The 22081-nt window shown below is 49.9% G+C and carries 23 protein-coding genes; 9 read left to right on the forward strand and 14 right to left on the reverse strand.

Features of this window, described 5'->3' with window-relative positions:
- The first annotated feature begins 11 nt into the window (after positions 1-11).
- The gene (locus tag CFREI_RS07895; RefSeq protein ID WP_035111424.1) at positions 12-1322 is read left to right on the forward strand and encodes a DUF349 domain-containing protein; all 1311 of its coding nucleotides are present in this window, start codon (positions 12-14) and stop codon (positions 1320-1322) included.
- Positions 1323-1376: 54 nt separating this feature from the next.
- Here the strand turns inward: CFREI_RS07895 and CFREI_RS07900 are convergent, their stop codons facing one another.
- Positions 1377-2069, reverse strand: a complete 693-nt coding sequence (locus tag CFREI_RS07900; RefSeq protein WP_035111422.1) for an Rv2732c family membrane protein — start codon at positions 2067-2069, stop codon at positions 1377-1379.
- Between the two features lie 57 nt (positions 2070-2126).
- Positions 2127-3575 carry a tRNA (N6-isopentenyl adenosine(37)-C2)-methylthiotransferase MiaB gene (gene miaB / locus CFREI_RS07905; protein ID WP_240483197.1) on the reverse strand — a complete coding sequence of 483 codons (1449 nt, stop codon included), beginning with the start codon at positions 3573-3575 and terminating at the stop codon, positions 2127-2129.
- Between the two features lie 373 nt (positions 3576-3948).
- Here miaB and gluA point away from each other — a divergent pair, with 373 nt between their 5' ends.
- Genes gluA through CFREI_RS07925 form a run of 4 tightly spaced genes read left to right on the forward strand, consistent with a single transcriptional unit; the run spans position 3949 to position 7230 of the window.
- Complete coding sequence (gene gluA, locus CFREI_RS07910) at positions 3949-4677, forward strand: glutamate ABC transporter ATP-binding protein GluA (RefSeq protein ID WP_027012131.1); 729 nt, start codon at positions 3949-3951, stop codon at positions 4675-4677.
- A 51-nt stretch (positions 4678-4728) separates the two neighbouring features.
- Complete coding sequence (locus CFREI_RS07915) at positions 4729-5604, forward strand: glutamate ABC transporter substrate-binding protein (protein ID WP_027012130.1); 876 nt, start codon at positions 4729-4731, stop codon at positions 5602-5604.
- 10 nt (positions 5605-5614) lie between these two features.
- Positions 5615-6298: an amino acid ABC transporter permease gene (locus CFREI_RS07920; RefSeq protein WP_027012129.1), complete on the forward strand. Its 684-nt coding sequence runs from the start codon at positions 5615-5617 to the stop codon at positions 6296-6298.
- Positions 6295-7230, forward strand: coding sequence for an amino acid ABC transporter permease (locus CFREI_RS07925; RefSeq protein WP_027012128.1), 936 nt, complete (start codon positions 6295-6297; stop codon positions 7228-7230). The genes CFREI_RS07920 and CFREI_RS07925 overlap by 4 nt, the downstream gene beginning before the upstream one ends.
- A gap of 18 nt (positions 7231-7248) precedes the next feature.
- Here CFREI_RS07925 and CFREI_RS07930 read toward each other — a convergent pair whose 3' ends face one another.
- From CFREI_RS07930 to CFREI_RS07940, 3 genes are all read right to left on the reverse strand, one after another.
- On the reverse strand, positions 7249-7833 hold the full coding sequence (locus CFREI_RS07930; RefSeq protein ID WP_027012127.1) for a regulatory protein RecX: 585 nt from the start codon (positions 7831-7833) through the stop codon (positions 7249-7251).
- Positions 7834-7840: 7 nt separating this feature from the next.
- On the reverse strand, positions 7841-8950 hold the full coding sequence (gene recA, locus CFREI_RS07935) for a recombinase RecA (RefSeq protein WP_027012126.1): 1110 nt from the start codon (positions 8948-8950) through the stop codon (positions 7841-7843).
- A 138-nt stretch (positions 8951-9088) separates the two neighbouring features.
- On the reverse strand, positions 9089-9295 hold the full coding sequence (locus CFREI_RS07940; RefSeq protein ID WP_027012125.1) for a DUF3046 domain-containing protein: 207 nt from the start codon (positions 9293-9295) through the stop codon (positions 9089-9091).
- A gap of 56 nt (positions 9296-9351) precedes the next feature.
- Between CFREI_RS07940 and CFREI_RS07945 the strand changes: the two genes are divergently transcribed.
- The 3 genes from CFREI_RS07945 to CFREI_RS07955 are packed head-to-tail and all read left to right on the forward strand — an operon-like array spanning position 9352 to position 11205.
- Positions 9352-9918: a biotin transporter BioY gene (locus tag CFREI_RS07945; protein WP_027012124.1), complete on the forward strand. Its 567-nt coding sequence runs from the start codon at positions 9352-9354 to the stop codon at positions 9916-9918.
- On the forward strand, positions 9911-10591 hold the full coding sequence (locus CFREI_RS07950; RefSeq protein WP_027012123.1) for an energy-coupling factor ABC transporter ATP-binding protein: 681 nt from the start codon (positions 9911-9913) through the stop codon (positions 10589-10591). The genes CFREI_RS07945 and CFREI_RS07950 overlap by 8 nt, the downstream gene beginning before the upstream one ends.
- Positions 10592-10593: 2 nt before the next feature.
- Entirely contained in the window at positions 10594-11205 is a 612-nt protein-coding gene (locus tag CFREI_RS07955; RefSeq protein ID WP_027012122.1) for an energy-coupling factor transporter transmembrane component T family protein, read from the forward strand.
- 455 nt (positions 11206-11660) lie between these two features.
- Here the strand turns inward: CFREI_RS07955 and CFREI_RS07960 are convergent, their stop codons facing one another.
- The 4 genes from CFREI_RS07960 to pgsA form a co-directional block, all read right to left on the reverse strand.
- Positions 11661-12500, reverse strand: a complete 840-nt coding sequence (locus CFREI_RS07960) for a PspA/IM30 family protein (protein WP_027012121.1) — start codon at positions 12498-12500, stop codon at positions 11661-11663.
- A gap of 78 nt (positions 12501-12578) precedes the next feature.
- The gene (locus tag CFREI_RS07965) at positions 12579-12902 is read right to left on the reverse strand and encodes a helix-turn-helix domain-containing protein (RefSeq protein ID WP_027012120.1); all 324 of its coding nucleotides are present in this window, start codon (positions 12900-12902) and stop codon (positions 12579-12581) included.
- A gap of 8 nt (positions 12903-12910) precedes the next feature.
- On the reverse strand, positions 12911-13471 hold the full coding sequence (locus CFREI_RS07970) for a CinA family protein (RefSeq protein WP_027012119.1): 561 nt from the start codon (positions 13469-13471) through the stop codon (positions 12911-12913).
- A 2-nt stretch (positions 13472-13473) separates the two neighbouring features.
- The gene (gene pgsA, locus CFREI_RS07975; RefSeq protein WP_051255830.1) at positions 13474-14028 is read right to left on the reverse strand and encodes a CDP-diacylglycerol--glycerol-3-phosphate 3-phosphatidyltransferase; all 555 of its coding nucleotides are present in this window, start codon (positions 14026-14028) and stop codon (positions 13474-13476) included.
- A gap of 43 nt (positions 14029-14071) precedes the next feature.
- On the opposite strand from pgsA, the gene CFREI_RS07980 reads away from it, so the two are divergent.
- Positions 14072-14362 (forward strand): YciI family protein, encoded by a 291-nt coding sequence (locus tag CFREI_RS07980; RefSeq protein WP_027012117.1) that lies wholly within the window; start codon positions 14072-14074, stop codon positions 14360-14362.
- A 60-nt stretch (positions 14363-14422) separates the two neighbouring features.
- Here the strand turns inward: CFREI_RS07980 and CFREI_RS07985 are convergent, their stop codons facing one another.
- The 5 genes from CFREI_RS07985 to dapA all read right to left on the reverse strand — a co-directional run bounded on the left by CFREI_RS07985 (position 14423) and on the right by dapA (position 22019).
- Positions 14423-15445 carry a TerC family protein gene (locus tag CFREI_RS07985; protein ID WP_027012116.1) on the reverse strand — a complete coding sequence of 341 codons (1023 nt, stop codon included), beginning with the start codon at positions 15443-15445 and terminating at the stop codon, positions 14423-14425.
- 193 nt (positions 15446-15638) lie between these two features.
- Entirely contained in the window at positions 15639-18413 is a 2775-nt protein-coding gene (locus tag CFREI_RS07990; RefSeq protein WP_035111414.1) for a DNA translocase FtsK, read from the reverse strand.
- Between the two features lie 54 nt (positions 18414-18467).
- Positions 18468-19094 (reverse strand): TIGR03085 family metal-binding protein, encoded by a 627-nt coding sequence (locus CFREI_RS07995; protein ID WP_027012114.1) that lies wholly within the window; start codon positions 19092-19094, stop codon positions 18468-18470.
- 19 nt (positions 19095-19113) lie between these two features.
- Entirely contained in the window at positions 19114-21111 is a 1998-nt protein-coding gene (locus CFREI_RS08000; protein ID WP_027012113.1) for a ribonuclease J, read from the reverse strand.
- Positions 21112-21113: 2 nt separating this feature from the next.
- Positions 21114-22019, reverse strand: a complete 906-nt coding sequence (gene dapA / locus CFREI_RS08005) for a 4-hydroxy-tetrahydrodipicolinate synthase (RefSeq protein WP_027012112.1) — start codon at positions 22017-22019, stop codon at positions 21114-21116.
- Positions 22020-22081 lie beyond the last annotated feature (62 nt).

Consider the following 22081-nt stretch of genomic DNA (forward strand, 5'->3'; position numbering starts at 1 on the left):
ACCTGTGAATCATGACGCATCCCACCCCCAAGCCCGGCCCTCGCCCTGGACCACGCCCGGGCCCTCGCCCAGGTGCGCACCCAGCAACCCCAAAGCACCATCACAATGACCCTGCCCAGTGGGGACGCGTAGAAGAAGATGGTTCTGTTTATGTCACCACCTCCGCCGGCGACCGTCTTATCGGCTCATGGCAGGCCGGAACTCCAGCTGAAGGACTGGCGCATTATGGCAAGCGCTTCGAAGACCTAGCAACCGAAGTTGAGCTTTTGGAAGCCCGCCTTACTTCCCACCCAGAAGACGCCAATAGTATTCGTGACACCGCCACAGCACTGCGAGAGACTTTGCCAACCGCATCTGTCATTGGAGACCTTGACGGCCTTGACCGCCGACTTGAAACGATAATCCAGCAATCACATACCGCAAATGAGCAAGCACGCGCTGCCAAAGCAGAGCGCCGCGCAAAAGCAATTGAGCGGAAAGAAGCACTCGCCGCTGAAGCCGAAAAAATCGGTGAAGAATCCACCGACTGGAAAGCTGCCGGAGACCGTTTACGAGACATCCTTGAAGAATGGAAAACAATTCGGGGTATTGACCGCAAAACCGACGACGCCCTGTGGAAACGCTACTCACGTGCCCGGGACTCCTTTAATCGACGCCGTGGTTCACACTTTGCCGAGCTCGACCGGGGCCGTGCAGCAGCCCGCCGTGCAAAAGAAGAGCTTGTAGCCAAAGCCGAAGAAATCAAACACTCAACTGACTGGAATGAAACCGCTCGGGCATTCCGCGACCTTATGTCCCAGTGGAAAGCTGCTGGTCGCGCACCACGCGATATTGACGATAAACTCTGGGCACAATTCAAAGCAGCACAAGACCACTTCTTTGCCACCCGCAATGCTGCCAGCGAAGAACGCGACCGCGAATTCCTAGATAACGCCGCAGCTAAAGACGCGCTTATCGCCGAATACGACGCAAAAATCAACCCCACAAAAGATTTGGCAGGCGCCCGACAACACCTACGGGACCTCCAAGAAAAATGGGAAGAAATCGGCTATGTGCCACGCGGCCGCGTGCGCGAGTTTGAAGACAAAATCGCACGCCTGGAACGTCGAGTCACCGAAGCCGCAGAGGCACAGTGGCGCCGCACTGACCCAGAAGCCCAAGCACGCGCAGCACAATTCACCGCAAAGGTTGAAGAATTTACCGCCGCTGCCGAAGCCGCAGAAGCTAAAGGTAATGCCAAAAAAGCCGAACAACTGCGTGCACAAGCAGCCCAGTGGCAAGAATGGGCTAACGCCGCACTTGAAGCGGTAAATGACCGCTAGACCAAAGTAAAATGTCCCAACCTGCGTTTTCTACAGGTTGGGACATTTTACTTTTTACTTTGAGGTTTCGGCGTCTTGTTGTTGCTCGGGTTTGTTTTGAGTTTTGCTTTTGCGGCGGCGGCTCCGGCGATCATCAATAAGCTCAGTATCACGATTCATTGCCAGAATTGTTTCTTGCACTTCTGCGACCGAGTCTTTCTTCTTTTCCACAATGCGTGCTTGGGCAAGAGCTTTCTGCAGCTTGCTTCTACTAAACACAACAGCGGAATAAGCTAACGCCACAATAAACACACTTACCGCGCCAATAATAAGACCATAGGAAGGACCTACACCGGGTTCTGTTGGCGGGCGGGATTGCCGCATCCAAATAGCGAAAATGGAATAAAAGAAAGTGGCTCCGCTAAAAAACCAGGCCAGGAGCGCTATCAATGTGGACCGAGAAACAAGCGTTCCAATATTAAGCAATATAACGCCTATAACGCCAAGCCACACATAAATTCGTTCTGGAACGGTGGTAACAAACTTTTGGGCGGTGTCCGAAAAGAACAATACATCAAGGCCAATGACTTCACCCGAATGCGGCAGAAATAGCGACACAAAGAAACCCACTAGCCCGATCGCCATCCATAACGGGGCTCGACCAAGATTCACAGTTTTTGAAGCTTGACGTTCCGCGCCAGCAAGGTCATCCCGATAGCGGGCCAGGCGGTCTTCTTCCTCGACTTTTTCCTTTGTTTGTTCGCTCACTGTCCGAACTCTCCTTTACGGGAATGCAACACACAATCCAATTTCTTTATTGTAAGGTCACGAGCACCCACCGCAGCTAGCCGCCGCAATTGACGTGGTCTTTGGCTTCCCAATACTTGGCATGCCAACCCCAATTGGGGCCGTTGTAGGTACTTTACCTGCCTCCGACATATCACCAGCCTTGGTACGGCGATGATGGAGCACACCAGAATCCGCGATTAAATAATGTGGTGCGGCACTGGTAATTCGCACATGCACAATATCCCCAGGACGAACCTCTGGGGTGGAAGCGAAATGCACAAGCCGACCATCGCGGGCACGGCCCGATACACGCTTTGTACGATCGTTTTTCCGCCCACCATCAGCTTGAACTAAAAGTTCAACCTCTTGGCCAATAAACTTTGCGTTTTCCTCCGCACAAATACGTTCCTGTAATGCGATTAGTCGCTCATATCGCTCCTGCACAATTTCCTTTGGTATTTGCTGCTCATATTCGGCGGCTGGTGTTCCAGGACGCGGACTGTACTGGAAGGTAAAAGCACTAGTAAATCGCGCTTTTTCCACAACATCAAGGGTGGCCTGAAAGTCCTCTTCAGTTTCCCCAGGAAAGCCAACAATAATATCGGTAGTAATTGCGGCATGAGGAATTTTTGCCCGCACTTCATCCAAAATGTTTAAGAATTTTTTCGAACGATACGAACGGCGCATTTCTTTAAGCACTTTATCCGAACCGGATTGCAATGGCATATGCAGCTGCGGGCAAATATTAGGCGTTTCCGCCATTGCATCAATAACATCTGAGGTGAATTCTGCCGGGTGAGGGCTGGTAAAACGTACCCGCTCTAAACCTTCTATTTCCCCGCAAGCACGCAATAGCTTCGAAAAAGCGGAGCGATCACGTTCAATGGTTGAGTCCGCAAAATTTACACCATAGGCATTTACATTTTGTCCAAGGAGCGTCACTTCACTTACGCCTTGATCAACTAGTGCTTGAACCTCGGCCAGGATATCACCTGGTCGCCGGTCAATTTCTTTACCTCGCAGTGAGGGCACTATACAAAATGTGCAGGTATTATTACAGCCAACGGAAACACTCACCCATCCCGCATAAGCGGATTCCCGTTTTGCCGGAAGCACTGAGGGAAATTGCTCCAGTGAATCCACAATTTCTACTTCAGCTTGTTTATTATGGGCGGCTCGCTGTAGCAATGTGGGCAGGGCGCCAATATTGTGGGTTCCAAACACCACATCAACCCATGGTGCTTTTTGCACTACGAGTTCTTTATCTTTTTGGGCTAAGCACCCGCCAACCGCGATTTGCATTCCGGGATGGTCTTCTTTTGTGCGGCGCAAATGCCCAAGTGTGCCATAGAGGCGCGTATCTGCGTTTTCTCGTACAGCACAGGTATTAAATACTACTAAATCCGGTTGCACTCCGTCTTTGGCTGGGGTGTATCCTGCCTCTTCAAGCAACCCAGATAAACGTTCGGAATCATGAACGTTCATTTGACATCCGAAGGTACGAACCTCGTAAGTTTTTTTCTCCTGCAGCACAGTCAAGCATTGTAATCGCAGGAGTTTTTGTCACCTAATGCGTGGCGCTTGCCGCAAACAACGCGTATCGACGCCCCGTATTACGCACCGTAGCTCAAGTACTGCACTTACACATTCAGGTTAATAGAAAAACGCCTTATATCTCGCCGAAGCTTAGACATCATTCTATTTTGCACTTTCTACCGAGTAGAAAATATATGCATTGCAGCAAATGCACTTTATTTCGTGCACGGTTTAACTTTATGCATAATTTTCACAAAACCCTTTACGCTGTAAGCCACTTCACACTATGGTAGTACGCATGACCTCGAACACATCGCATCCCATGGTTTCAATGAGCGGGGTGAATAAATACTTTGAGTCTTACCATGCACTCAAAGACATCAACCTGGAAATCCCACGTGGCCAGGTTGTGGTGGTTCTAGGCCCTTCAGGGTCTGGAAAATCTACACTCTGCCGCACAATAAACCGCCTGGAAACAATTGATTCTGGTGAAATATATATCGACGGCGAACTCTTACCCGAAGAGGGAAAAGCTCTTACCGCATTACGTGCAGATGTTGGGATGTGCTTTCAATCATTTAATTTGTTCCCACATCTAACTATTCGAAATAACGTTATGCTTGCACCAGTCAAAGTGCGCAAGCTATCTAAAACTGACGCCGAAGAACAAGCAATGGCATTGCTTACTCGCGTTGGAATCGCTGATCAAGCCGATAAATATCCAGCACAACTTTCCGGTGGACAGCAGCAACGTGTAGCAATCGCCCGCGCACTTGCTATGAAGCCAAAAGTAATGCTTTTTGATGAACCAACTTCTGCACTCGACCCAGAAATGGTCAATGAAGTTCTGGATGTGATGGCCGGGCTTGCCACTGATGGCATGACCATGCTTGTAGTAACCCACGAAATGGGATTCGCCCGCCGCGCTGCGGATCGGGTGTTGTTTATGTCTGATGGTGCGATCGTTGAAGACTCCACACCAGATGAATTCTTTACAAATCCAAAAACCGAACGTGCCCGTGATTTCCTGGGCAAAATCCTCGCCCACTAGCTATCCGCCAATCCTAAGTTCCCCCTCTACCTACCTAAGGAGTTACCCATTATGAAACGTTTCCGCTCTACACTTACTGCACTCGCTTCCCTCACAATCGCTGCGTCTACACTCGTTGCCTGCGGTGATTCAGGTGGTGCTGGCCTTATGGCCAATATTGAAAGTGGAAAAGTTACCCTGGGAACCAAATACGATCAGCCTGGTTTAGGGCTGCGTAATTCCGATGGCTCCATGTCTGGACTCGATGTGGATGTTGCTACCTATGTGGTGAATTCCATTGCCAAAGATAAAGGGTGGAAAGAACCTGAAATTACCTGGCGCGAAACGCCTTCAGCTCAGCGTGAAACAATGCTGAAAAATGGCGAAGTGGATATGATTACTGCCACCTACTCTATTAATGATGGCCGAGCAAACGCTGTTAATTTCGGCGGACCATATTTGCTTACGCACCAAGCGCTACTCATCCGGGCAGATAATAATGAGGTCAATTCATTAAAGGACTTGGAAAAAGGCAAAATCCTTTGTTCGGTGAGTGGTTCCACCCCGGCCCAAAAGGTAAAAGACGCACTACCTGGTGTCCAGCTTCAAGAGTATGACACCTACTCATCATGTGTAGAGGCACTTCACCAATCGAAAGTGGATGCGCTTACCACTGATGCCACTATTTTGTACGGATATGCTGCACAATACGGAGATGAGTTCGAAGTCGTCGAAATGAAAAAAGATGATGGTGAACCATTTACCAATGAACATTACGGCATTGGCGTTGCCAAAGATGATCAGGAAGCAACCGATGCAGTGAATAAAGCTTTAAAGGCAATGTATGACGATGGCTCCTTTGACAAATTTGTCCAGGCTAACCTTGGCGACGATGCATCTGTAGTAACCAAGGGATCCCCAGGCGATCTTTCATTCCTCTCAAAGTAAAGGTTTGGTTATGCAGTCCCTTGTAACTGATTTACAAGGGGCGTTACTCCCAGCGTTTTGGGTCACTATTAAACTCACCTTCTTTTCGGCAATAGGTGCCATGATTTTGGGTACCATTCTTACCGCAATGCGAGTTTCACCGATTGCAGTCCTACGGTTTATTGCAACTGGTTACATCAATACGCTGCGTAACACCCCTTTAACACTCGTTATTATTTTCTGCTCTATGGGTTTATACCAAAACCTGGGGCTCACGCTTGCCGCCGAAGGCGAAGACTTTCTCCGGAATAATAATTTCAATCTCGCAGTTTTAGGTTTTGTGCTTTATACCTCTGCGTTTGTTGCGGAATCTTTGCGCTCTGGTATTAACACCGTGCATTTTGGGCAAGCCGAGGCCGCACGCTCATTGGGACTTTCATTTGGGCAAATCTTTTCCACAGTGATTTTCCCGCAAGCTGTTCGCGCTGCCACCGTTCCTCTTGGAAACACGCTCATTGCGCTTACAAAAAACACTACAATTGCCTCGGCGATTGGCGTCGCAGAAGCTTCGTTGCTTATGAAAACCACGATTGAAAATCACGCCGACCTATTGTTTATTGTATTCGGCGTATTCGCATTAGGTTTTATTATTCTTACGCTTCCAATGGGCCTTATGGTGGGACGACTAAATGAGAAATTGGCGGTAAGAAAATGACCTCCGCAACAGTACTTTACGACACCCCGGGACCAAAAGGTCGGCGCATAAACCTTATTATTGCAGCCGTTACGGTCATTATTGGTATTGCGATTTTGGCGTGGGCTCTTTCAGTATTAAACACAACCGGCCAACTCCAAGCAGACAAATGGACTCCATTTTTAGAGCCATCAACCTGGAGTACATATATTCTCCCAGGCTTATGGGGAACATTAAAAGCCGCGCTTGCCTCAATTTTCCTGGCGCTTATCGTTGGAACCACATTGGGTTTAGGGCGACTTTCTCCGAATACAATGCTTCAAAAAATCTGCGCTGTGATTGTGGAGTTTTTCCGCGCTATTCCAGTCTTGATTCTTATGATCTTCGCATATCAATTATTTGCGGAATACAATGTGGTTCCTTCCCGACAACTAGCATTTGCCGCCGTTGTATTCGGATTGACCATGTATAACGGTGCCGTAATAGCAGAGATTCTCCGGTCGGGTATTCGTTCATTGCCACATGGCCAGATCGAAGCAGCCAAGGCTCTCGGGCTTTCACACCGAGATACTATGTGGCGGATTTTATTGCCTCAGGCTGTTGCCGCAATGCTCCCAGCAATCATTGCCCAAATGGTCATTGCGTTAAAGGATTCCGCGCTCGGCTATCAAATCGGATATGTGGAAGTTGTGCGCTCCGGCATGCAATCAGCATCGTTTAACCGAAACTTCTTCGCAGCATTGATTGTAGTTGCCGTAATTATGGTGCTATTTAATATGGCTTTGACCAGCATTGCCGAACGTGTTGAACGGCAATTACGCGCTGGACGCGCTCGGAGAAATATTTTCGCTAGGGTTCCCGAGCATCCTGATCAAGGTTTAGAAACCAAAGACCAAGTAAATGTGGACTGGCATGATCCTAGCCATACCGATCTACGGACAAAGACTGAATAGTTGGAACTCCAATGGCTACTATTCGCTAAGTTCTTGAATCCGGTTTTCTAAAGCGTTGCGAGCAACCCGCATTGATATATCTTGCGGGAACCCGCGGCGTGCGAGCACACCAAGAATTCGGCGTAATTGCTTTTGATACTCCTGCACACTCCCAACTTTATGGATCGTACGCGCCTTTTTTACCGCTAATTGCGTTGCAGTTTCTTCTTCTGTTTGGTTATCAATCTGTTCTAATGCTGCTGCGCGAATGGACTGCGCAACACCTTTATTTTTTAGTTCAAGGTTCAGGGCCATTCGGGATTTCCCACGGCGTATGGAACGTTGCCGAACCCACTCATAGGCAAACGTAGTGTCATTGAGAAGTTCAACACGTTCCAAATCATCAAGTACTTCTACGACTACTTCCGGAGGGAATTCCAACTGCAGAAGGCGTTGTTCCAATTCGTGCCGGGATCGAGCTCGTTGATCCAGAAGCCGCAACGCACGCTTACGCACGGTTGCCTTAACTTCTTCGGCTTGATGATCAAACAAAGGAGGAAGCTCCCCCGCATGATATGCATCCAATGCCGCTTGAAGCCGTCGGATTTTCGCCGCATCCGCCATTGATTAGCTAGCTTTCATCATCAAAGTCAACATTTGGAACTTCATCGATCGCTTCATCCGGTGCTGCGGCATCGGTATTAGCATAGGCACCAACGCCGAGTTTAGCTAGGATTTTTTGTTCAATTTCGTCGGCAATATCGGAATTTTCCTTCAGATACAAACGGACTTTTTCTTTGCCTTGGCCAAGCTGTTCACCATTATAGGTAAACCACGAACCGGATTTTTTCACAATTCCGTTTTCTACACCGAGATCGATAATGGAGGATTCTCGCGAAATACCTTCCCCATAAATAATGTCGAACTCCGCAATTTTAAAAGGCGGCGCTACTTTATTTTTCACTACTTTGAGCTTCGTCCGGTTACCCACCGCATCCTGACCATCTTTCAGTGTTTGTGTTCGACGAACATCACACCGCACTGAAGCATAGAATTTAAGGGCCTTACCACCGGTGGTAGTTTCTGGGGACCCAAACATAACACCGATTTTTTCACGCAACTGGTTAATAAAAATTGCAGTCGTTCCAGAGTTATGTAATGCACCAGTCATTTTGCGGAGTGCCTGACTCATTAAACGGGCCTGCAAACCAACATGGCTATCCCCCATATCGCCTTCGATTTCGGCTTTTGGAGTAAGCGCTGCCACCGAGTCCACCACAATAATATCGACCGCGCCGGAACGCACCAGCATATCCGCAATCTCTAACGCTTGTTCCCCGGTGTCTGGCTGCGATACCAACAACGCATCGGTATCTACCCCGAGTTTCCGCGCATACTCTGGATCGAGCGCGTGCTCGGCGTCGATAAACGCAGCGATACCGCCCGCACGTTGTGCCTGCGCAACCGCGTGGAGTGCAACAGTGGTTTTACCTGAAGATTCTGGCCCAAAGATTTCTACAATACGGCCGCGTGGAAAACCACCGATGCCAAGTGCGATATCAATGGCAGTATTCCCGGAAGAAATTACTTGTATTGGTGGTCGATTATCATCACCAAGCCGCATAATAGCACCCTTGCCGAAGTCTTTTTCGATCTTCGCCATAGCGGCGTCGAGAGCTTTTTGCCGGTCAGCGGCATTGGCTACCGCACCAACGGAAGTTTTGGTTTTCTTTACTGCCATAATTTTTGGGTTCCTTTATGCACTATCTTTTTGATCGGTATGATGTTTTAGCTTCTCGTATCAAACACTAGCTGATACATTGGACACAACCTCAATCCAACACGAACAAATGTTCGAGTATGGCATTATGTTCTGCGTTTATATATCCTCACCCAGCCAACGTTCCTTAGGAACGTCAAAGTCCCGGCACAATGCCCACCACACTTTCCGCAAGTCGTATCCCTGTTCCAAAAGGTCCTTAGCAGTGGTGCCAAACTCTTCGATAATATGCGAGCGCAACAACCACTCCCCATTGCTCTCACCAAATTCGTTGTGCACCAAGTCATAAAATTTTGCGATCTGCATAGTTGCTATCGTACCGAGTAAAACGTTGTTCAACCGACAATGTATCCTCTATACCTATGACCAAAAATTCGTTTACCCGAGATCTGGCATACATCGCCGTTTTCGCAGCACTCATTATTGTTCTTGGCTTCGTATCGATCCCCACACCTATTAACGTACCGATCGTCCTACAAAACGGTGCGGTTATTATTGCAGCGATTATCTTGGGCCCCCGCCGCGGCCTGTTGGCCGTACTACTATTCCTCCTCATTGCAGCACTTGGGCTCCCTGTACTATCCGGAGGACGATCTTTACTCGTTGCACTTCAAGGCCCCACCATTGGTTATATTGTTGCATACCCCATCGCCGCCTTGATTGCTGGCACAATTGCATATCGCGCCGGACGCACCAAAGCAAGCATGTTTACTAGTTTTATAATTGCCAGTGTAGTTGGTCTAGCTACCCAATACATCTTGGGCGCAATAGGGATGAGCTTTCGTACAGAGATGGATCTTTCGGCAGCATTGGCCGCACAGCTAGGGTTTATTCTTCCGGACCTTCCTGAGATTATTGCTGGGATCTTTATCGCAATCAGCGTCCACAGCGCTTTCCCCGACCTTATGAACCGACGCAGCAATGCCTAACATACAGTTTTCAGACGTTTCCGTCTCCTACGACGGGCGTCCGATCCTGGAAAATATTAACCTTCAACTCACCGAACAACGCATCGGGATTATCGGCGCAAATGGTGGTGGCAAATCGACCCTGATCCGCCTTATCAATGGGCTCGGTGCCCCCACCACCGGAACCGTAACTGTCGACGGCCTCGACGTAGCAACCCAAGGCCGAGACGTGCGCCGTCGAGTAGGTTTTGTGTTTTCAGACGCCGAAAACCAGATCGTAATGCCGAACGTGCGTGACGACGTCGCGTTCTCCCTGCGCCGACTAAAACTTTCGCGCCCCGAACGTAACCGGCGTGTTACCGAAATCCTGGAACGCTTCCACCTTACGGAGCACGCAGATAAATCTCCGCACATTCTTTCTGGTGGCCAAAAACAACTTCTTGCACTTGCCGCCGTCCTGGTAATCGAACCCGACGTAGTAATTGCCGACGAACCAACAACACTTCTTGACCTTAAAAACCGAAAAGCCCTGCGCAAAGAATTTGACACTCTTACACAACAACTCATCGTAGTGACCCACGATCTCGATTTCCTCGATGGATTCGAACGAGTACTCTGCATAGACAACCACCGCGTTACCGCTGACGGCACGCCCGAAGAAGTAATCACCTACTACCGAAAACTTATGTCATGAGGATGCAGAATATCCCCTTAGGCGTGTATATCCCAGGCGACACCCTTATCCACCGTATTCCACCGGCGGCAAAACTCCTCAGCCTTTTTGCCTTCACCATTACTGCAACTTGGCTTGCCAGCACCCCAATTCAAGCCACCATTGCAGTCCTGATTCCCCTCCCCACCTATATCATCGCACGAATACCTATACGAATCGCCCTTGGCCAAATCTGGCCACCAATCCCGTTCCTTCTAGCCCTTGGCGCATTCCAATGGTGGCAAGCCGGTTGGGAAAAAGCACTTACCACCACGCTCGTAATACTTGCAGCGATTATCGCCGCAGTAATCATTACCCTTACCACCACAACAGCCGCCATGATGGAATCCCTCGAACGGACAATGCAACCACTTGCTCGTTTTGGATTCCCCGCCGAGACAATCTCACTTGCAATATCACTTACCCTTCGCCTTATCCCCCTGCAACTCGCCACAGTCTATGAAGTGCTCGACGCTAGAAAAGCCCGAGGCGCCGACTTTTCCGTTACCGCCTTTGGAACCCCAGTAATGATTCGATCAATCCGACGAGCCCAAGCCATCGGAGACGCCCTCCACGCCAGAGGCATTGGGGACTAAGGCTACCAACACAAATACACAACTGAATTAAGAAGATTCTGGAGGGTAGATTCGGGTATTTGCAGCGCCTCCCTGCCCCTTGCCCTCTGGGCCCTGGCTTATACCAAAAGCCTCAGGTTGGGCACTTCTGTTTACCTGGGGGTTGTCGCCGAATACACCATGTTGTGCACAATTGGTGTGTTTTGCGACAAAACTATAGCTTCTGAAGGGGTTCGGTGACGCTTTTTACACCAATTGGACACAAGATGGTGTTTTTAGCGACACCTAGTGTTCTGCCACGATCTTCCACCACGTTTATAGGTCCCACTCTCACAACAACCACCCCCCTAAAAAACAAAAAGCCCCTTCCCTAGAGCTTCCTACCTCTCGCTTTTAAAGCGCAAGGGGAAAGGCCCGCTGGGAAAGAGCTTTTACTAGTTTTTGTTATGCGTTATCCGCTCGTAAAACTTCGCTTTCTAGGCTTCTCCGCGCAGTTCACGCATGCGTTGTTCAACGGCTGGATCTGTCACACCGGAATTAGTGTTGTTTCCTTGGGTAATGGCTGGGTTACTATTCGTTGTACCAGGGGTCAACTCATTTGCCATTTGCGCACGGATTTGTTCAAGCCGCGAGTGCCCCGCAAGCTGCACACCCGCCTGCTCGATTTCAGCCATTCGACCCTGCACTGAGTTTTGCGCCAGTTCGGCTTGACCGAGAGCATTGGCGTAGCGGCGTTCGATTTTTTCGCGAACCTGGTCGAGGTTTGGTGAGGAGCCACTCGCAGTAATTGAGTTCATAGACTTCAGCGACTCGGAAACCTTTTCCTGCATCTTGGCCTGCTCAAGCTGTGAAAGCAGTTTGGTGCGTTCCGCAACTTTTTGCTGTAGTGCCATTGAGTTGCGTTCTACGGCTTTTTTGGCTTGAGAAGCTTGTTGCAGAGCTTGATCATGAAGCTGCTTAGTATCCTCAACGGATTGCTCCGCTGTAACAAGTTGAGCGGCGAAGGCTTCAGCAGCGTTTTCGTATTCAGTTGCCTTTGCAACATCGCCAGCTGCGCGGGCTTTGTCAGCTAGTTGCAAAGCTTGACGAGTATTGCCTTGGAGCTTTTCAATTTCAGCTAGGCGGCGATTCAGCTGCATCTCCAGCTGACGCTGATTACCGATTACAGCTGCGGCCTGCTGCGACAACTCTTGGTGCTGACGCTGAGCATCTTCGATGGCCTGCTGAATTTGAACCTTGGGGTCAGCGTTCTCTTCGATTTTAGAATCGAAGAGCGCCATCAGGTACTTCCAAGCCTTTACGAAGGGATTAGCCATTGTGGAAAGAAACCTTCCTAGTGTGTGGGTCTAAGTTGCGCGGAGGTAATCAGCGCGTGCTAACAAACTAATGTACCGCTAAACTGCCGGCACTGCAGCAAGTTCTGCCTGAGCGCCTCGCACAGCCATAGAGCTCGCAGCTTCGATGAGTACGTCCGCAACTGGAGCACCTAGAGCACGGCACACGGCCGCTAGCAGCTCAGAAGATACTTCTTTGCGTCCTCGTTCAAGTTCAGACAAGTATCCCGGAGAAACCCGTGAAGCTTCTGCAAGTTCACGTAAGGTAATCCCTTGTTCCGCACGAAACGAACGTAAGGCCGAACCTAATGCTTCCCGCAATAACGGTTCAGTCCGAGAAGCCTGAACCACAGGCTTATCCAAAAGAGCAGTGTAGGTAACCATCAATACCTTTAACGGTCGAATGTTTCAATTTGTTCCCGAGATAATTCTTGCAGCACCCCTAGAAGGGTAGACCACGCAAAATTGGCTGCGGTTGTTCGAATTAGGGAACGATCACCGGCAATTACGGGCACGGGTTTCGACGCCCGCGGCGTCAATATCCAGCGATGATTTTCAGGTGGGCACGCCCGTATAGCATCACTCCAACCATGAGCATCCGCAAAGCCGATCCACACTTCTCCTACTGGGTGATTATCTTGCGGATCGGGCCCTGCCACGCCAGTAAGTGCCACCCCCCAGTCAGCATTGCAGCGCTGCCGAACGCCTACCGCCATCGCGGTCGCACATTCTTTTGAAACTGGCCCATGGTGTGCAAGTACCTCCATCGGTACTCCAGCAAGTGTGTGTTTAAGCTCTGTTGCGTATGTAACGAGCCCGCCGCGAAACACGGCACTGGCGCCTGGGACGTCGACAAGCATCGCGGCAGCCAAACCAGCGGTTAAAGACTCGCATACCGCAACCGTTTCGCCTCGACGACCAAGTTCCGCTACTAACTCCGCACAAACGCCCATGATCACTGCTTTCGGGAATCAAGAAGATACTGCACACCTGTTACCACAGTAACAATTACCGCAGCGAGCATGACTAAAAATCGTGGCAGTTCCAGCCATTCAGGTAACGGCATAAGGTACAACGCAACTGCTGCGGCTTGCAATGTGGTTTTGATTTTTCCACCTTTACTTGCTGGGACCACACGCCCGGAACGCAGTTGATACATCCGCCAAAATGTAATTCCCAATTCGCGGACCACAATTACTATGGTGATCCACCAGGCGAGTTTTCCAATGATATTCAGACAAAGCAATGCCGAAATCATTAATGCTTTGTCCGCAATTGGATCTGCAATTTTGCCGAAATTGGTAACAATTCCGCGTGAGCGGGCAATATCGCCATCAAGTTTGTCAGTAATCATTAGTCCGACAAATAACCAGAAAGACCACCACTGTGCATCTGTAAGCACCAACCAGGCGAAAACAGGGACAAGCACAATGCGCAGACTGGTCAACACATTCGGCAGGTTGAGATTCGACTGGTTCACCCCAGCCGCAGAGTTTTTATCGGCGCTCACAGTTCACCAGCCTACCGAACGCGAGCACCCTACAATGACAAGCATGAACGTTTTTGCCATTGAATACACGTACTGCGACGATCTAGCCCTTGTTGAGCGAGTCCGCCCTGAACACCGCGAATTCCTGGGCAAGCTCAAAGAAGAAGGAAAACTCATTGGATCGGGTCCGTTTACTGACGCCCAAGGTGGTGCAATGATCATTATTCGATTGCCGGAACCAGCCACCATTGAAGACGCCCAAGCACTCATGGATGCCGATCCATATTTGGCGCACAATGCATTGGCCAATCGAGTATTTCGTCCCTGGAACCCCGTACTCAATGTCTTTAGCTAGCAGATGCTAAAACCTGACTGCGCTGGCAACTAGTGCCCCGCAAATCAGGCAGCACGGATACTAGTAGCGGTTTTTCGGAGCCACACCACCGAAGGTCTCGTCGCGCTTGCTCTTAATAATGGAAGCGATTGCTGTAATGGCAAGCACTCCCACGATGATAAGCAATGAAAGCACGGTCGGGACCTCATACACATGGATTGGCTCGCCGCCATTAATAAACCATAGGCTGTTTTCATGCATTGCGTGGAGCAATAGCTTCACACCAATAAATGCCAGGATGATCCCTAATCCATAGGACAAGTAGACCAGACGATCAAGCAAACCATCCAGCAGGAAGTACATTTGGCGCAAACCCATCAGGGCGAATGCGTTAGCAGTAAACACAATATAGGGTTCTTGGGTGAGCCCAAAGATCGCTGGAATCGAGTCAAACGCAAACATAAGGTCGATAAAGCCAATAGAAACCAGCGCGATCATAAGCGGCGTTAGCATACGCTTGCCGTTGATATGAGTAACTAAACGGTCGCCATCAAACTCGCTTGAAACCGGAATAAGTTTTCGGGCCATACGAACCACAAGCATGTCATCCACTTCGGTATCGTCGGCATCTCGGATTTCATCAATAATGAGTTTGATTGCCGTGTATAGCAAGAAGATGCCAAAGATATAAAACACCCATGCGGCTTTTGCGATTGCAACCGCACCAATGGCGATAAAGATACCGCGGAAAATCAGCGCAAGCGCAATACCAATAAGTAGGACTTTTTGCTGGTACGCGCGCGGAATACGGAAAGATCCGATAATTAGAGCGAAAATAAAGAGGTTATCAACGCTCAGGCTGAGCTCGGTGATATAGCCTGCAAAGAATTCAATGGCATGATCATGATTGCCATCTGGGCCACCCCAGCTAAACCAAAGGAATACCCCAAAAGCGCAGGCAAGCGCCATATAGAATGCCATCCACCCAGCAGCTTCTTTCATTGTGGGCTCGTGGGGGCTGCGAACATGGGATACAAAGTCGAACACAATAAATCCCATAAGCACGACAATGGTTATTCCCCAGGTCAGCGCATTTACTTCCATGTGTTGATTAGACCTCCGGTCTGGATAGGGTTGCTATTGACCGGAGGTCTCTCCCGCCACGATGTTGTATCGTGGCCGGCAGGACCGGGGACGAAAACGTTCCGTGTTGACGATCACTGCCGTATTTGGGGTACTCCCCTCCAAGACGTTGTTCTACTGTACCCACTTTCAGGGGATTATGCTAAAGACGCGATTAAAATACCCCTCCCGTCGGATGAGCCTCGACCACATTAACATCGTGATCTTTCGGCGCATTAGCGGGGTCGGCACCCTGGATCATCCAGATAATTGTCTCTAATTCTTCTGGTTTCACAAGTACTTCCCTGGCTTTCGAACCTTCGGACGGGCCAACAACCCCGCGCGATTCCATAATGTCCATAAGACGCCCAGCTTTGGCAAAACCAATGCGAAGTTTGCGTTGCAGCATAGAAGTGGAACCTAATTGCGATGTGACCACAAGTTCTACTGCTTGCAGAAGGTCTTCCATATCATTGCCAATATCATCATCGATCTGACGTTTGGCTTCTTTTGCCTTGTCTTCCGTAACGCCTTCGGTGTAATTGGGCTCCGCCTGGGCTTTCGCGGCGTCGACAACAGCCTGAACTTCTTCGTCAGTAACAAACGCACCCTGAATTCGAACGGGCTTTCCGGCGCCTTGAGGAATAAAGAGGCCATCACCCATGCCAATCAGTTTTTCGGCACCAGCCTGGTCCAAGATCACACGCGAATCCGTTAAAGATGACGTTGCAAACGCGAGGCGAGACGGGACATTCGTCTTGATCAGACCAGTAACAACGTCCACCGATGGACGCTGCGTAGCAAGCACAAGGTGGATACCTGCGGCGCGTGCCTTTTGCGTAATGCGCACAATAGAATCTTCGATTTCTTTTGGCGCGGTCATCATAAGATCCGCTAGCTCGTCCACAACACAAACAATGTATGGGTATGGGCGGTATTCCCGTTCAGAGCCTAATGGAGTTTCAATTTCGCCAGCGAGGACCTTGCGATTGAAGTCCTTAATATGGCGCACCCGCGCAGACTTCATATCCATATAACGCTGTTCCATTTCTTCCACCAACCATTGCAATGCGGCGGCAGCTTTCTTGGGTTGCGTAATAATCGGCGTAATCAAATGCGGAATACCCTCATATGGGGTGAGTTCCACCATTTTCGGGTCTACCAAAATCAAACGCACCTCTTCTGGCGTCGCCCGGGTAAGCAGCGAAACCAGCATAGAGTTTACAAATGCGGATTTGCCGGAGCCAGTAGAACCAGCAACCAATAGGTGCGGCATTTTTTGCACAGAGTGGCTAACAAAATCACCCTCAATGTCTTTGCCTAGACCAATAAGCATTGGGTCATGGTTGGCCACAACCTTTGGCGCATTGAGCACATCACCAAGACGAACCATTTCACGGTCTGTATTTGGCACTTCAATGCCTACGGCAGATTTCCCAGGAATAGGAGTAAGCAACCGGACATTGTCCGTTGCCACAGCATAAGCAAGATTCGATTGTAGGTTCGTAATCTTGGATACTTTTACACCTGGACCAAGTTCAACTTCATAACGTGTCACTGTCGGACCACGGGAAAAACCTGTTACTACCGCGTCTACATTGAATTCCCGGAACACCTCAGTAATGGCTTCGATCATCCGGTCGTTTGCCGCCGACCGAGTTTTAGGTACGTCTCCGGGGATAAGCAATGAGGTTGATGGAAGTTCGTAATTACCTTCAGGGCTGCGCGGATCTGGTACTGGAGTTCCGCGTTGTTCTTCGCTCTTTGGTTTAGAAGCTGGCACGACTGCAGGATCGACTCCGCTTCGTGCAAGAATTGCTTGGCGTACAGATTCCACACCGGATGGAGATTCCTCTGCATCTGCAGGTTTTCGTTCTGGTTTTTTCTTTGGTTTTTTCACCACAATCGCTGGGAATTCTTCAGTATCTGCGTGCGCATTATCCACCGGTGCGCCATCATCTTCCCCAATAGGCTCTGGTTCATCTGGATCATTACGCGCATCACGTTGCGCATCAAAAAGCGTGCGTTGTTCTCCGCGTCGCCCTTGATTAAGCGCCACTTTACGGCGGGTCACCGGGAAGGTTTCAGTTTCATCGTCCGCATTACTGGTGTCTAATTCCTCTACTTCTTCTGCTTCTTCATCGTCGTAAAGGTTGCCACCAGTATTAATGAGGCTGCTAATAAATTCGGCAAATTCACGAACCGAAATTCCGGTGGTTTTTAGCGCACCATAAAAGATAACCAAAAAAAGGATTGGTATGGCCAGATAGATAGAAAATCCTGCGGCAAGAGGTCCACCAATAATTGCACCTACGGCTCCGCCAGCGGTTTTACGAAGTTCCCAATCTTGCGGATCGCCGGCAAAAAGGTGAATTGCGCCCATCATTGGCAACCCTATAAGGCTTACTCCAAGCCCAATACGGTTTCGTTGTTGGCGGGGTGGTAAAAATCCAAGCATAAGCACGAGTGCAATGCCGAACAGTACAATCGGCAGGATATAAGCCGCAGCACCAATAATCAATTGAACAAAATCAGCGATTAACCCACCAATTGGTTGCCCGACACCAAACCAAACGGTGCCGCCAAGCACAATAGACAGCCCAATAAGCGTAAGACCGATACCGTCAATATGTTGTTCAAGCAACGTTTGCGGGCGTTTGCTGGACGCAGCTGGTTTTGCAGCTTCTGACTTTGCTTCGAGTTCTTTGGTTTCTTCCGCGGATTGTTCACTCTTTTCCGCTGTTTTCGCCGATTTCGCGGCCTTTTCAGATCTCGCTGCCCGTGCCGCGGTCTTTGCACGTGTGGCACTCATTATGGCGTTAAAGCCACCAGTAACAGCACTAAAAGCGCTGCCGGTCCTCTCGCTCGAGGTAGCGGCAGCGCGTTCTGCGGTGCGGGGCGGTCTAGATTTGGGACCCGTTTTATTCGCGTTTCGGCTGTTGGTGGTCATACCGAACAGAATAGCTCGTTTTGTCACTTAAGCCCCACCCGCCACACCGAAAACTTAAATTGAAGTGCGAACTATCTTGTCAGCGGGCCCAGAGATTTCTATATCCACTGCTTCCCGGTAGTAAGCCCAAAGTATAAGTTCGCTAATGGGGCCGGAAATATGTACAACATCGGCTCCTTTTGCGGCAATTCCACGGCGATCCGCCACTAGAATCCTTGGCAAACCATAAGGTTCTAGCACTACTGGAACTTTGGATTTTCCTAATAAGATTTTTGCCGCTACTTTAAAGGCCCGATGCAGTGTTTCTTGTTCGGTGCGATTAAATTCACGCGGCCGCCATTGGGCCAGTGATCGGCGCACATCTTCATGGTGGACAAAATGTTCTAGAACATTGATTCGGCTATCAAGGTATCGCATTGGGTTTGCAACACCAGGACCGGTTGCCCATGCCGATACAAGTTCATGAAAGTCTTGCGCTTTGTAGTGCTGTTCTGTCTTATGCAGGTGCTTGGATAGCGGTGGAATAAACATTCCTAATGCCGCATCCGGGCGGTGTTCACGGACCATAAGGTGTGCTACCAGGTCATGGGTAGTCCAGCCTGGTAGCACTGTTGGATGGTCTGGCCCTAACTGAGTAATTAGGGCGGCTAGGGCACTACGTTCGGTTGCGGAAAAGCTCATGAGCCCTAGCCTAGTGCCCTTACAGGCTTGGGCGGGTGCCTTTGATGTCTTCGTCATCAATATGGGTGACTTCGGCATGCATAGGCACCACGGTTGGGATAATCATTGGGTTTCTACGCCACTTTTGTTCAACATAGCGCGACACCTTACGGCGGAGTTGCTGCACCATACGATATGGATCGTTTTCACCTTCACCAGCAAGGTCAAGCATAATATTGTCCACAAGATCGGTGACTTCGGGCATCATGGCCGCGGCATCTTCGGAGAAACCCTTTGCTTGTACCGTTGGGCGTTCCAGTGGCCGCCCAGTACGGTTATCAATAACAACCGTCACGGAGATAAGCCCACCCTCACCAAGCGAGGTGCGGTCTGCAAGTACTTCTTCATCGATATCACCCATAGTGGTGCCATCCACATAAAGATTACCTACCGGGATTTGGCCAACTACGTTTGCTCGGCCACCAACAAGGTCAACTACAACACCGTTTTGAGCCAGAACTACTTGGTCGTGTGCCACGCCAGTAGAAATTGCGAGTTCTTTATTAGCGCGTAAGTGGCGCCATTCACCGTGGACGGGCATAACGTTTTTTGGCCGTACGGCATTGTAGAGGAACAAAAGTTCACCGGCGTATCCATGGCCTGATGTGTGTACTTTGGCATCTCGGCCAGTAACCACTGTAGCCCCAATTTGGGCCAGCATATTGATAACGCCAAACACGGCTTCTTCATTACCCGGTACCAGTGATGAGCTAAGGATAATAAGGTCACCATCTCGGACATTGATTTGCCGGTGTTCGCGGCGAGCCATACGGGAAAGTGCTGCCATTGGTTCACCCTGAGTACCGGTGGTAATCAGCATTACTTTATGCGGCGCCATTTTCGCGGCGTCATCCATTGTCACAATGGTGCCACGGGGTGCTTTAAGGTATCCCATTTTCTCCGCGATTTCCATATTGCGGATCATGGAGCGGCCATTGAATGCTACTTTACGGCCAGCAGCAACGGCGGCGTCGACAGCAGCTTGGACGCGGTACACATTCGATGCAAAAGAAGCGAGAATAACGCGTTGCTTTGCATCCGCAACCAAGCGTTTAAGGGTTGGTGCAATTTCTGCTTCCGAACTGGACACTCCAGGTGTTGTCGCATTTGTGGAATCACATAAAAACAGCGCAACACCTTCATCACCTAAGCGCGAAAGAGCCGGAAGGTCAGTTGGGCGGCCGTCGGTGGGGGTTTGATCGAGTTTAATATCGCCGGTGTGTACCACCAGACCAGCACCGGTTTTAATGGCTACACCAAGGCAGTCTGGGATGGAGTGGTTAACTGCAAAGAAGCGAATATCAAATGGACCGCGTTTTTCTTGCGAGGTTTCCGAGACTGGGATGAGTTTTGGCCGTTGCCGATGTTCATTGCATTTTGCCGAAATTAATGCAAGCGTAAATTTGGAAGCAATAATTGGAATATCTGGGCGAAGTTTCAATAGCCACGGAATAGCGCCAATATGGTCTTCATGCCCATGGGTAACCACGAGGGCTTCTACACGGTCGATTTTATCTTCCAAGTAGGAGAAATCAGGCAGGATAAGGTCTACTCCTGGCTCGCCTGAAGAAGGGAAAAGCACGCCGCAATCAACAATAAGGAGACGGTTTCGGTATTCGAAGACTGTCATATTGCGGCCAATTTCAGAGATACCACCTAGCGCTACAATGCGCAGTCCGTCCTTTGGGGATTTTGGTGGATGCGGCAGCCGTTGCGTTAAATCGGCTCCCTGCATTGATTTCACTACGTTTCGACGCCCACCACCTTGCGCATGATCACGCCGCCCGCGGCCATTACGACGACCGCGGTGGTTATTGTTTGTGTGGTTTCGGCTATTTGCCCGGTTTTCGTCACCAGAATTGATGTCCTGGACCGTGGTACGGGCCTCGGCGGCGCCAGCTGGTGCTTGAAATTCAACGGCCTCCGGCGGACCTGCCTTGCGGACAACTTTTCTTGGACGGTTACGGGGTTCAGTCATATTTAAAGGACTCCAACTTTTTCTAATATATTGCGGAGAACTTCTAATTGCTGCTGGTCCACTGGGACCTGCGGCAACCGAGGCTCACCAACATCAATGCCCTGCAAACCCAGGGCAGCTTTTGCGAGGCTGACACCCCCCAAGTTGACTTGGGCGGCGAACAGCGGGGACAACTTGGCGTTGATTTCCCGCGCACGGGCGAGGTCGCCTTCCTCGAAGCATGTATAAAGTTCGCGCAGATACTGCGGAACAATATGGCCAATCACGGAGATGAAACCAGTGGCGCCAACAGACAGCCACGGAAGATTCAATGGGTCATCGCCCGAATACCAAGCAAGCCCAGTGTTTGCAATCAATGGAATCGCTGCTGCGATATCACCTTTTGCATCTTTCATCGCCTGAATGTTGCGATGCTCTGCCAGACGCATGATCGTATCAGACGCAATAGGAATTACAGAACGGCCCGGAATATCATAAAGACAAACTGGCAGGTCAGTGGCATCGGCAATTGCGATAAAGTGACGGTAAACACCTTCTTGGCTCGGTTTTGAATAATACGGAGTAACCGCCAACAAGCCATTTGCTCCGGCATCAGCACTCGCACGAGCCAATGCGATTGAGGCTTGGGTGTTATTAGTGCTTGCTCCCGCAATGAGTTTAATTGTGTCTGGCACTTCTTTCCGTAATGCAGAAAGAAGTGCGATTTTTTCTTCGGTAGTTGTGGTTGGAGATTCGCCTGTTGTACCAGCAAGAATCAATGCATCACAACCATTATCCACTAAATGGTGTGCGAGCCTTATCCCTGCAGGAATATCTAATTCACCAGTCGCTTGAAATGGCGTGACCATTGCTACGGCGACGGTGCCAAAGGTATCGGCGCCAGTCGTTGCCAGTCTTCCTGTGCTCATAAGTCTTGTACGCTACCTATTCTTTATAGTATGGCTGACCTGCTGATCTGGCCAGCGTCTTA

It is taken from the genome of Corynebacterium freiburgense (assembly GCF_030408815.1).
Classification (GTDB): domain Bacteria; phylum Actinomycetota; class Actinomycetes; order Mycobacteriales; family Mycobacteriaceae; genus Corynebacterium; species Corynebacterium freiburgense.

What these genes read in the sequence shown, in the direction of transcription:
- CFREI_RS07980 (WP_027012117.1), top strand. Translation starts at nt 14,072, where the DNA reads ATGAACGTTTTTGCCATTGAATACACGTACTGCGACGATCTAGCCCTT.
- CFREI_RS07930 (WP_027012127.1), bottom strand. Translation starts at nt 7,833, where the DNA reads ATGGCGGATGCGGCGAAAATCCGACGGCTTCAAGCGGCATTGGATGCA.
- miaB (WP_240483197.1), bottom strand. Translation starts at nt 3,575, where the DNA reads ATGAACGTTCATGATTCCGAACGTTTATCTGGGTTGCTTGAAGAGGCA.
- CFREI_RS07895 (WP_035111424.1), top strand. Translation starts at nt 12, where the DNA reads ATGACGCATCCCACCCCCAAGCCCGGCCCTCGCCCTGGACCACGCCCG.
- recA (WP_027012126.1), bottom strand. Translation starts at nt 8,950, where the DNA reads ATGGCAGTAAAGAAAACCAAAACTTCCGTTGGTGCGGTAGCCAATGCC.
- CFREI_RS07945 (WP_027012124.1), top strand. Translation starts at nt 9,352, where the DNA reads ATGACCAAAAATTCGTTTACCCGAGATCTGGCATACATCGCCGTTTTC.
- CFREI_RS07995 (WP_027012114.1), bottom strand. Translation starts at nt 19,094, where the DNA reads ATGAGCTTTTCCGCAACCGAACGTAGTGCCCTAGCCGCCCTAATTACT.
- CFREI_RS08000 (WP_027012113.1), bottom strand. Translation starts at nt 21,111, where the DNA reads ATGACTGAACCCCGTAACCGTCCAAGAAAAGTTGTCCGCAAGGCAGGT.
- CFREI_RS07955 (WP_027012122.1), top strand. Translation starts at nt 10,594, where the DNA reads ATGCAGAATATCCCCTTAGGCGTGTATATCCCAGGCGACACCCTTATC.
- CFREI_RS07970 (WP_027012119.1), bottom strand. Translation starts at nt 13,471, where the DNA reads ATGGGCGTTTGTGCGGAGTTAGTAGCGGAACTTGGTCGTCGAGGCGAA.
- CFREI_RS07985 (WP_027012116.1), bottom strand. Translation starts at nt 15,445, where the DNA reads ATGGAAGTAAATGCGCTGACCTGGGGAATAACCATTGTCGTGCTTATG.
- CFREI_RS07990 (WP_035111414.1), bottom strand. Translation starts at nt 18,413, where the DNA reads ATGACCACCAACAGCCGAAACGCGAATAAAACGGGTCCCAAATCTAGA.
- CFREI_RS07915 (WP_027012130.1), top strand. Translation starts at nt 4,729, where the DNA reads ATGAAACGTTTCCGCTCTACACTTACTGCACTCGCTTCCCTCACAATC.
- dapA (WP_027012112.1), bottom strand. Translation starts at nt 22,019, where the DNA reads ATGAGCACAGGAAGACTGGCAACGACTGGCGCCGATACCTTTGGCACC.
- CFREI_RS07950 (WP_027012123.1), top strand. Translation starts at nt 9,911, where the DNA reads ATGCCTAACATACAGTTTTCAGACGTTTCCGTCTCCTACGACGGGCGT.
- CFREI_RS07920 (WP_027012129.1), top strand. Translation starts at nt 5,615, where the DNA reads ATGCAGTCCCTTGTAACTGATTTACAAGGGGCGTTACTCCCAGCGTTT.
- CFREI_RS07965 (WP_027012120.1), bottom strand. Translation starts at nt 12,902, where the DNA reads ATGGTTACCTACACTGCTCTTTTGGATAAGCCTGTGGTTCAGGCTTCT.
- CFREI_RS07940 (WP_027012125.1), bottom strand. Translation starts at nt 9,295, where the DNA reads ATGCAGATCGCAAAATTTTATGACTTGGTGCACAACGAATTTGGTGAG.
- CFREI_RS07925 (WP_027012128.1), top strand. Translation starts at nt 6,295, where the DNA reads ATGACCTCCGCAACAGTACTTTACGACACCCCGGGACCAAAAGGTCGG.
- gluA (WP_027012131.1), top strand. Translation starts at nt 3,949, where the DNA reads ATGGTTTCAATGAGCGGGGTGAATAAATACTTTGAGTCTTACCATGCA.
- CFREI_RS07960 (WP_027012121.1), bottom strand. Translation starts at nt 12,500, where the DNA reads ATGGCTAATCCCTTCGTAAAGGCTTGGAAGTACCTGATGGCGCTCTTC.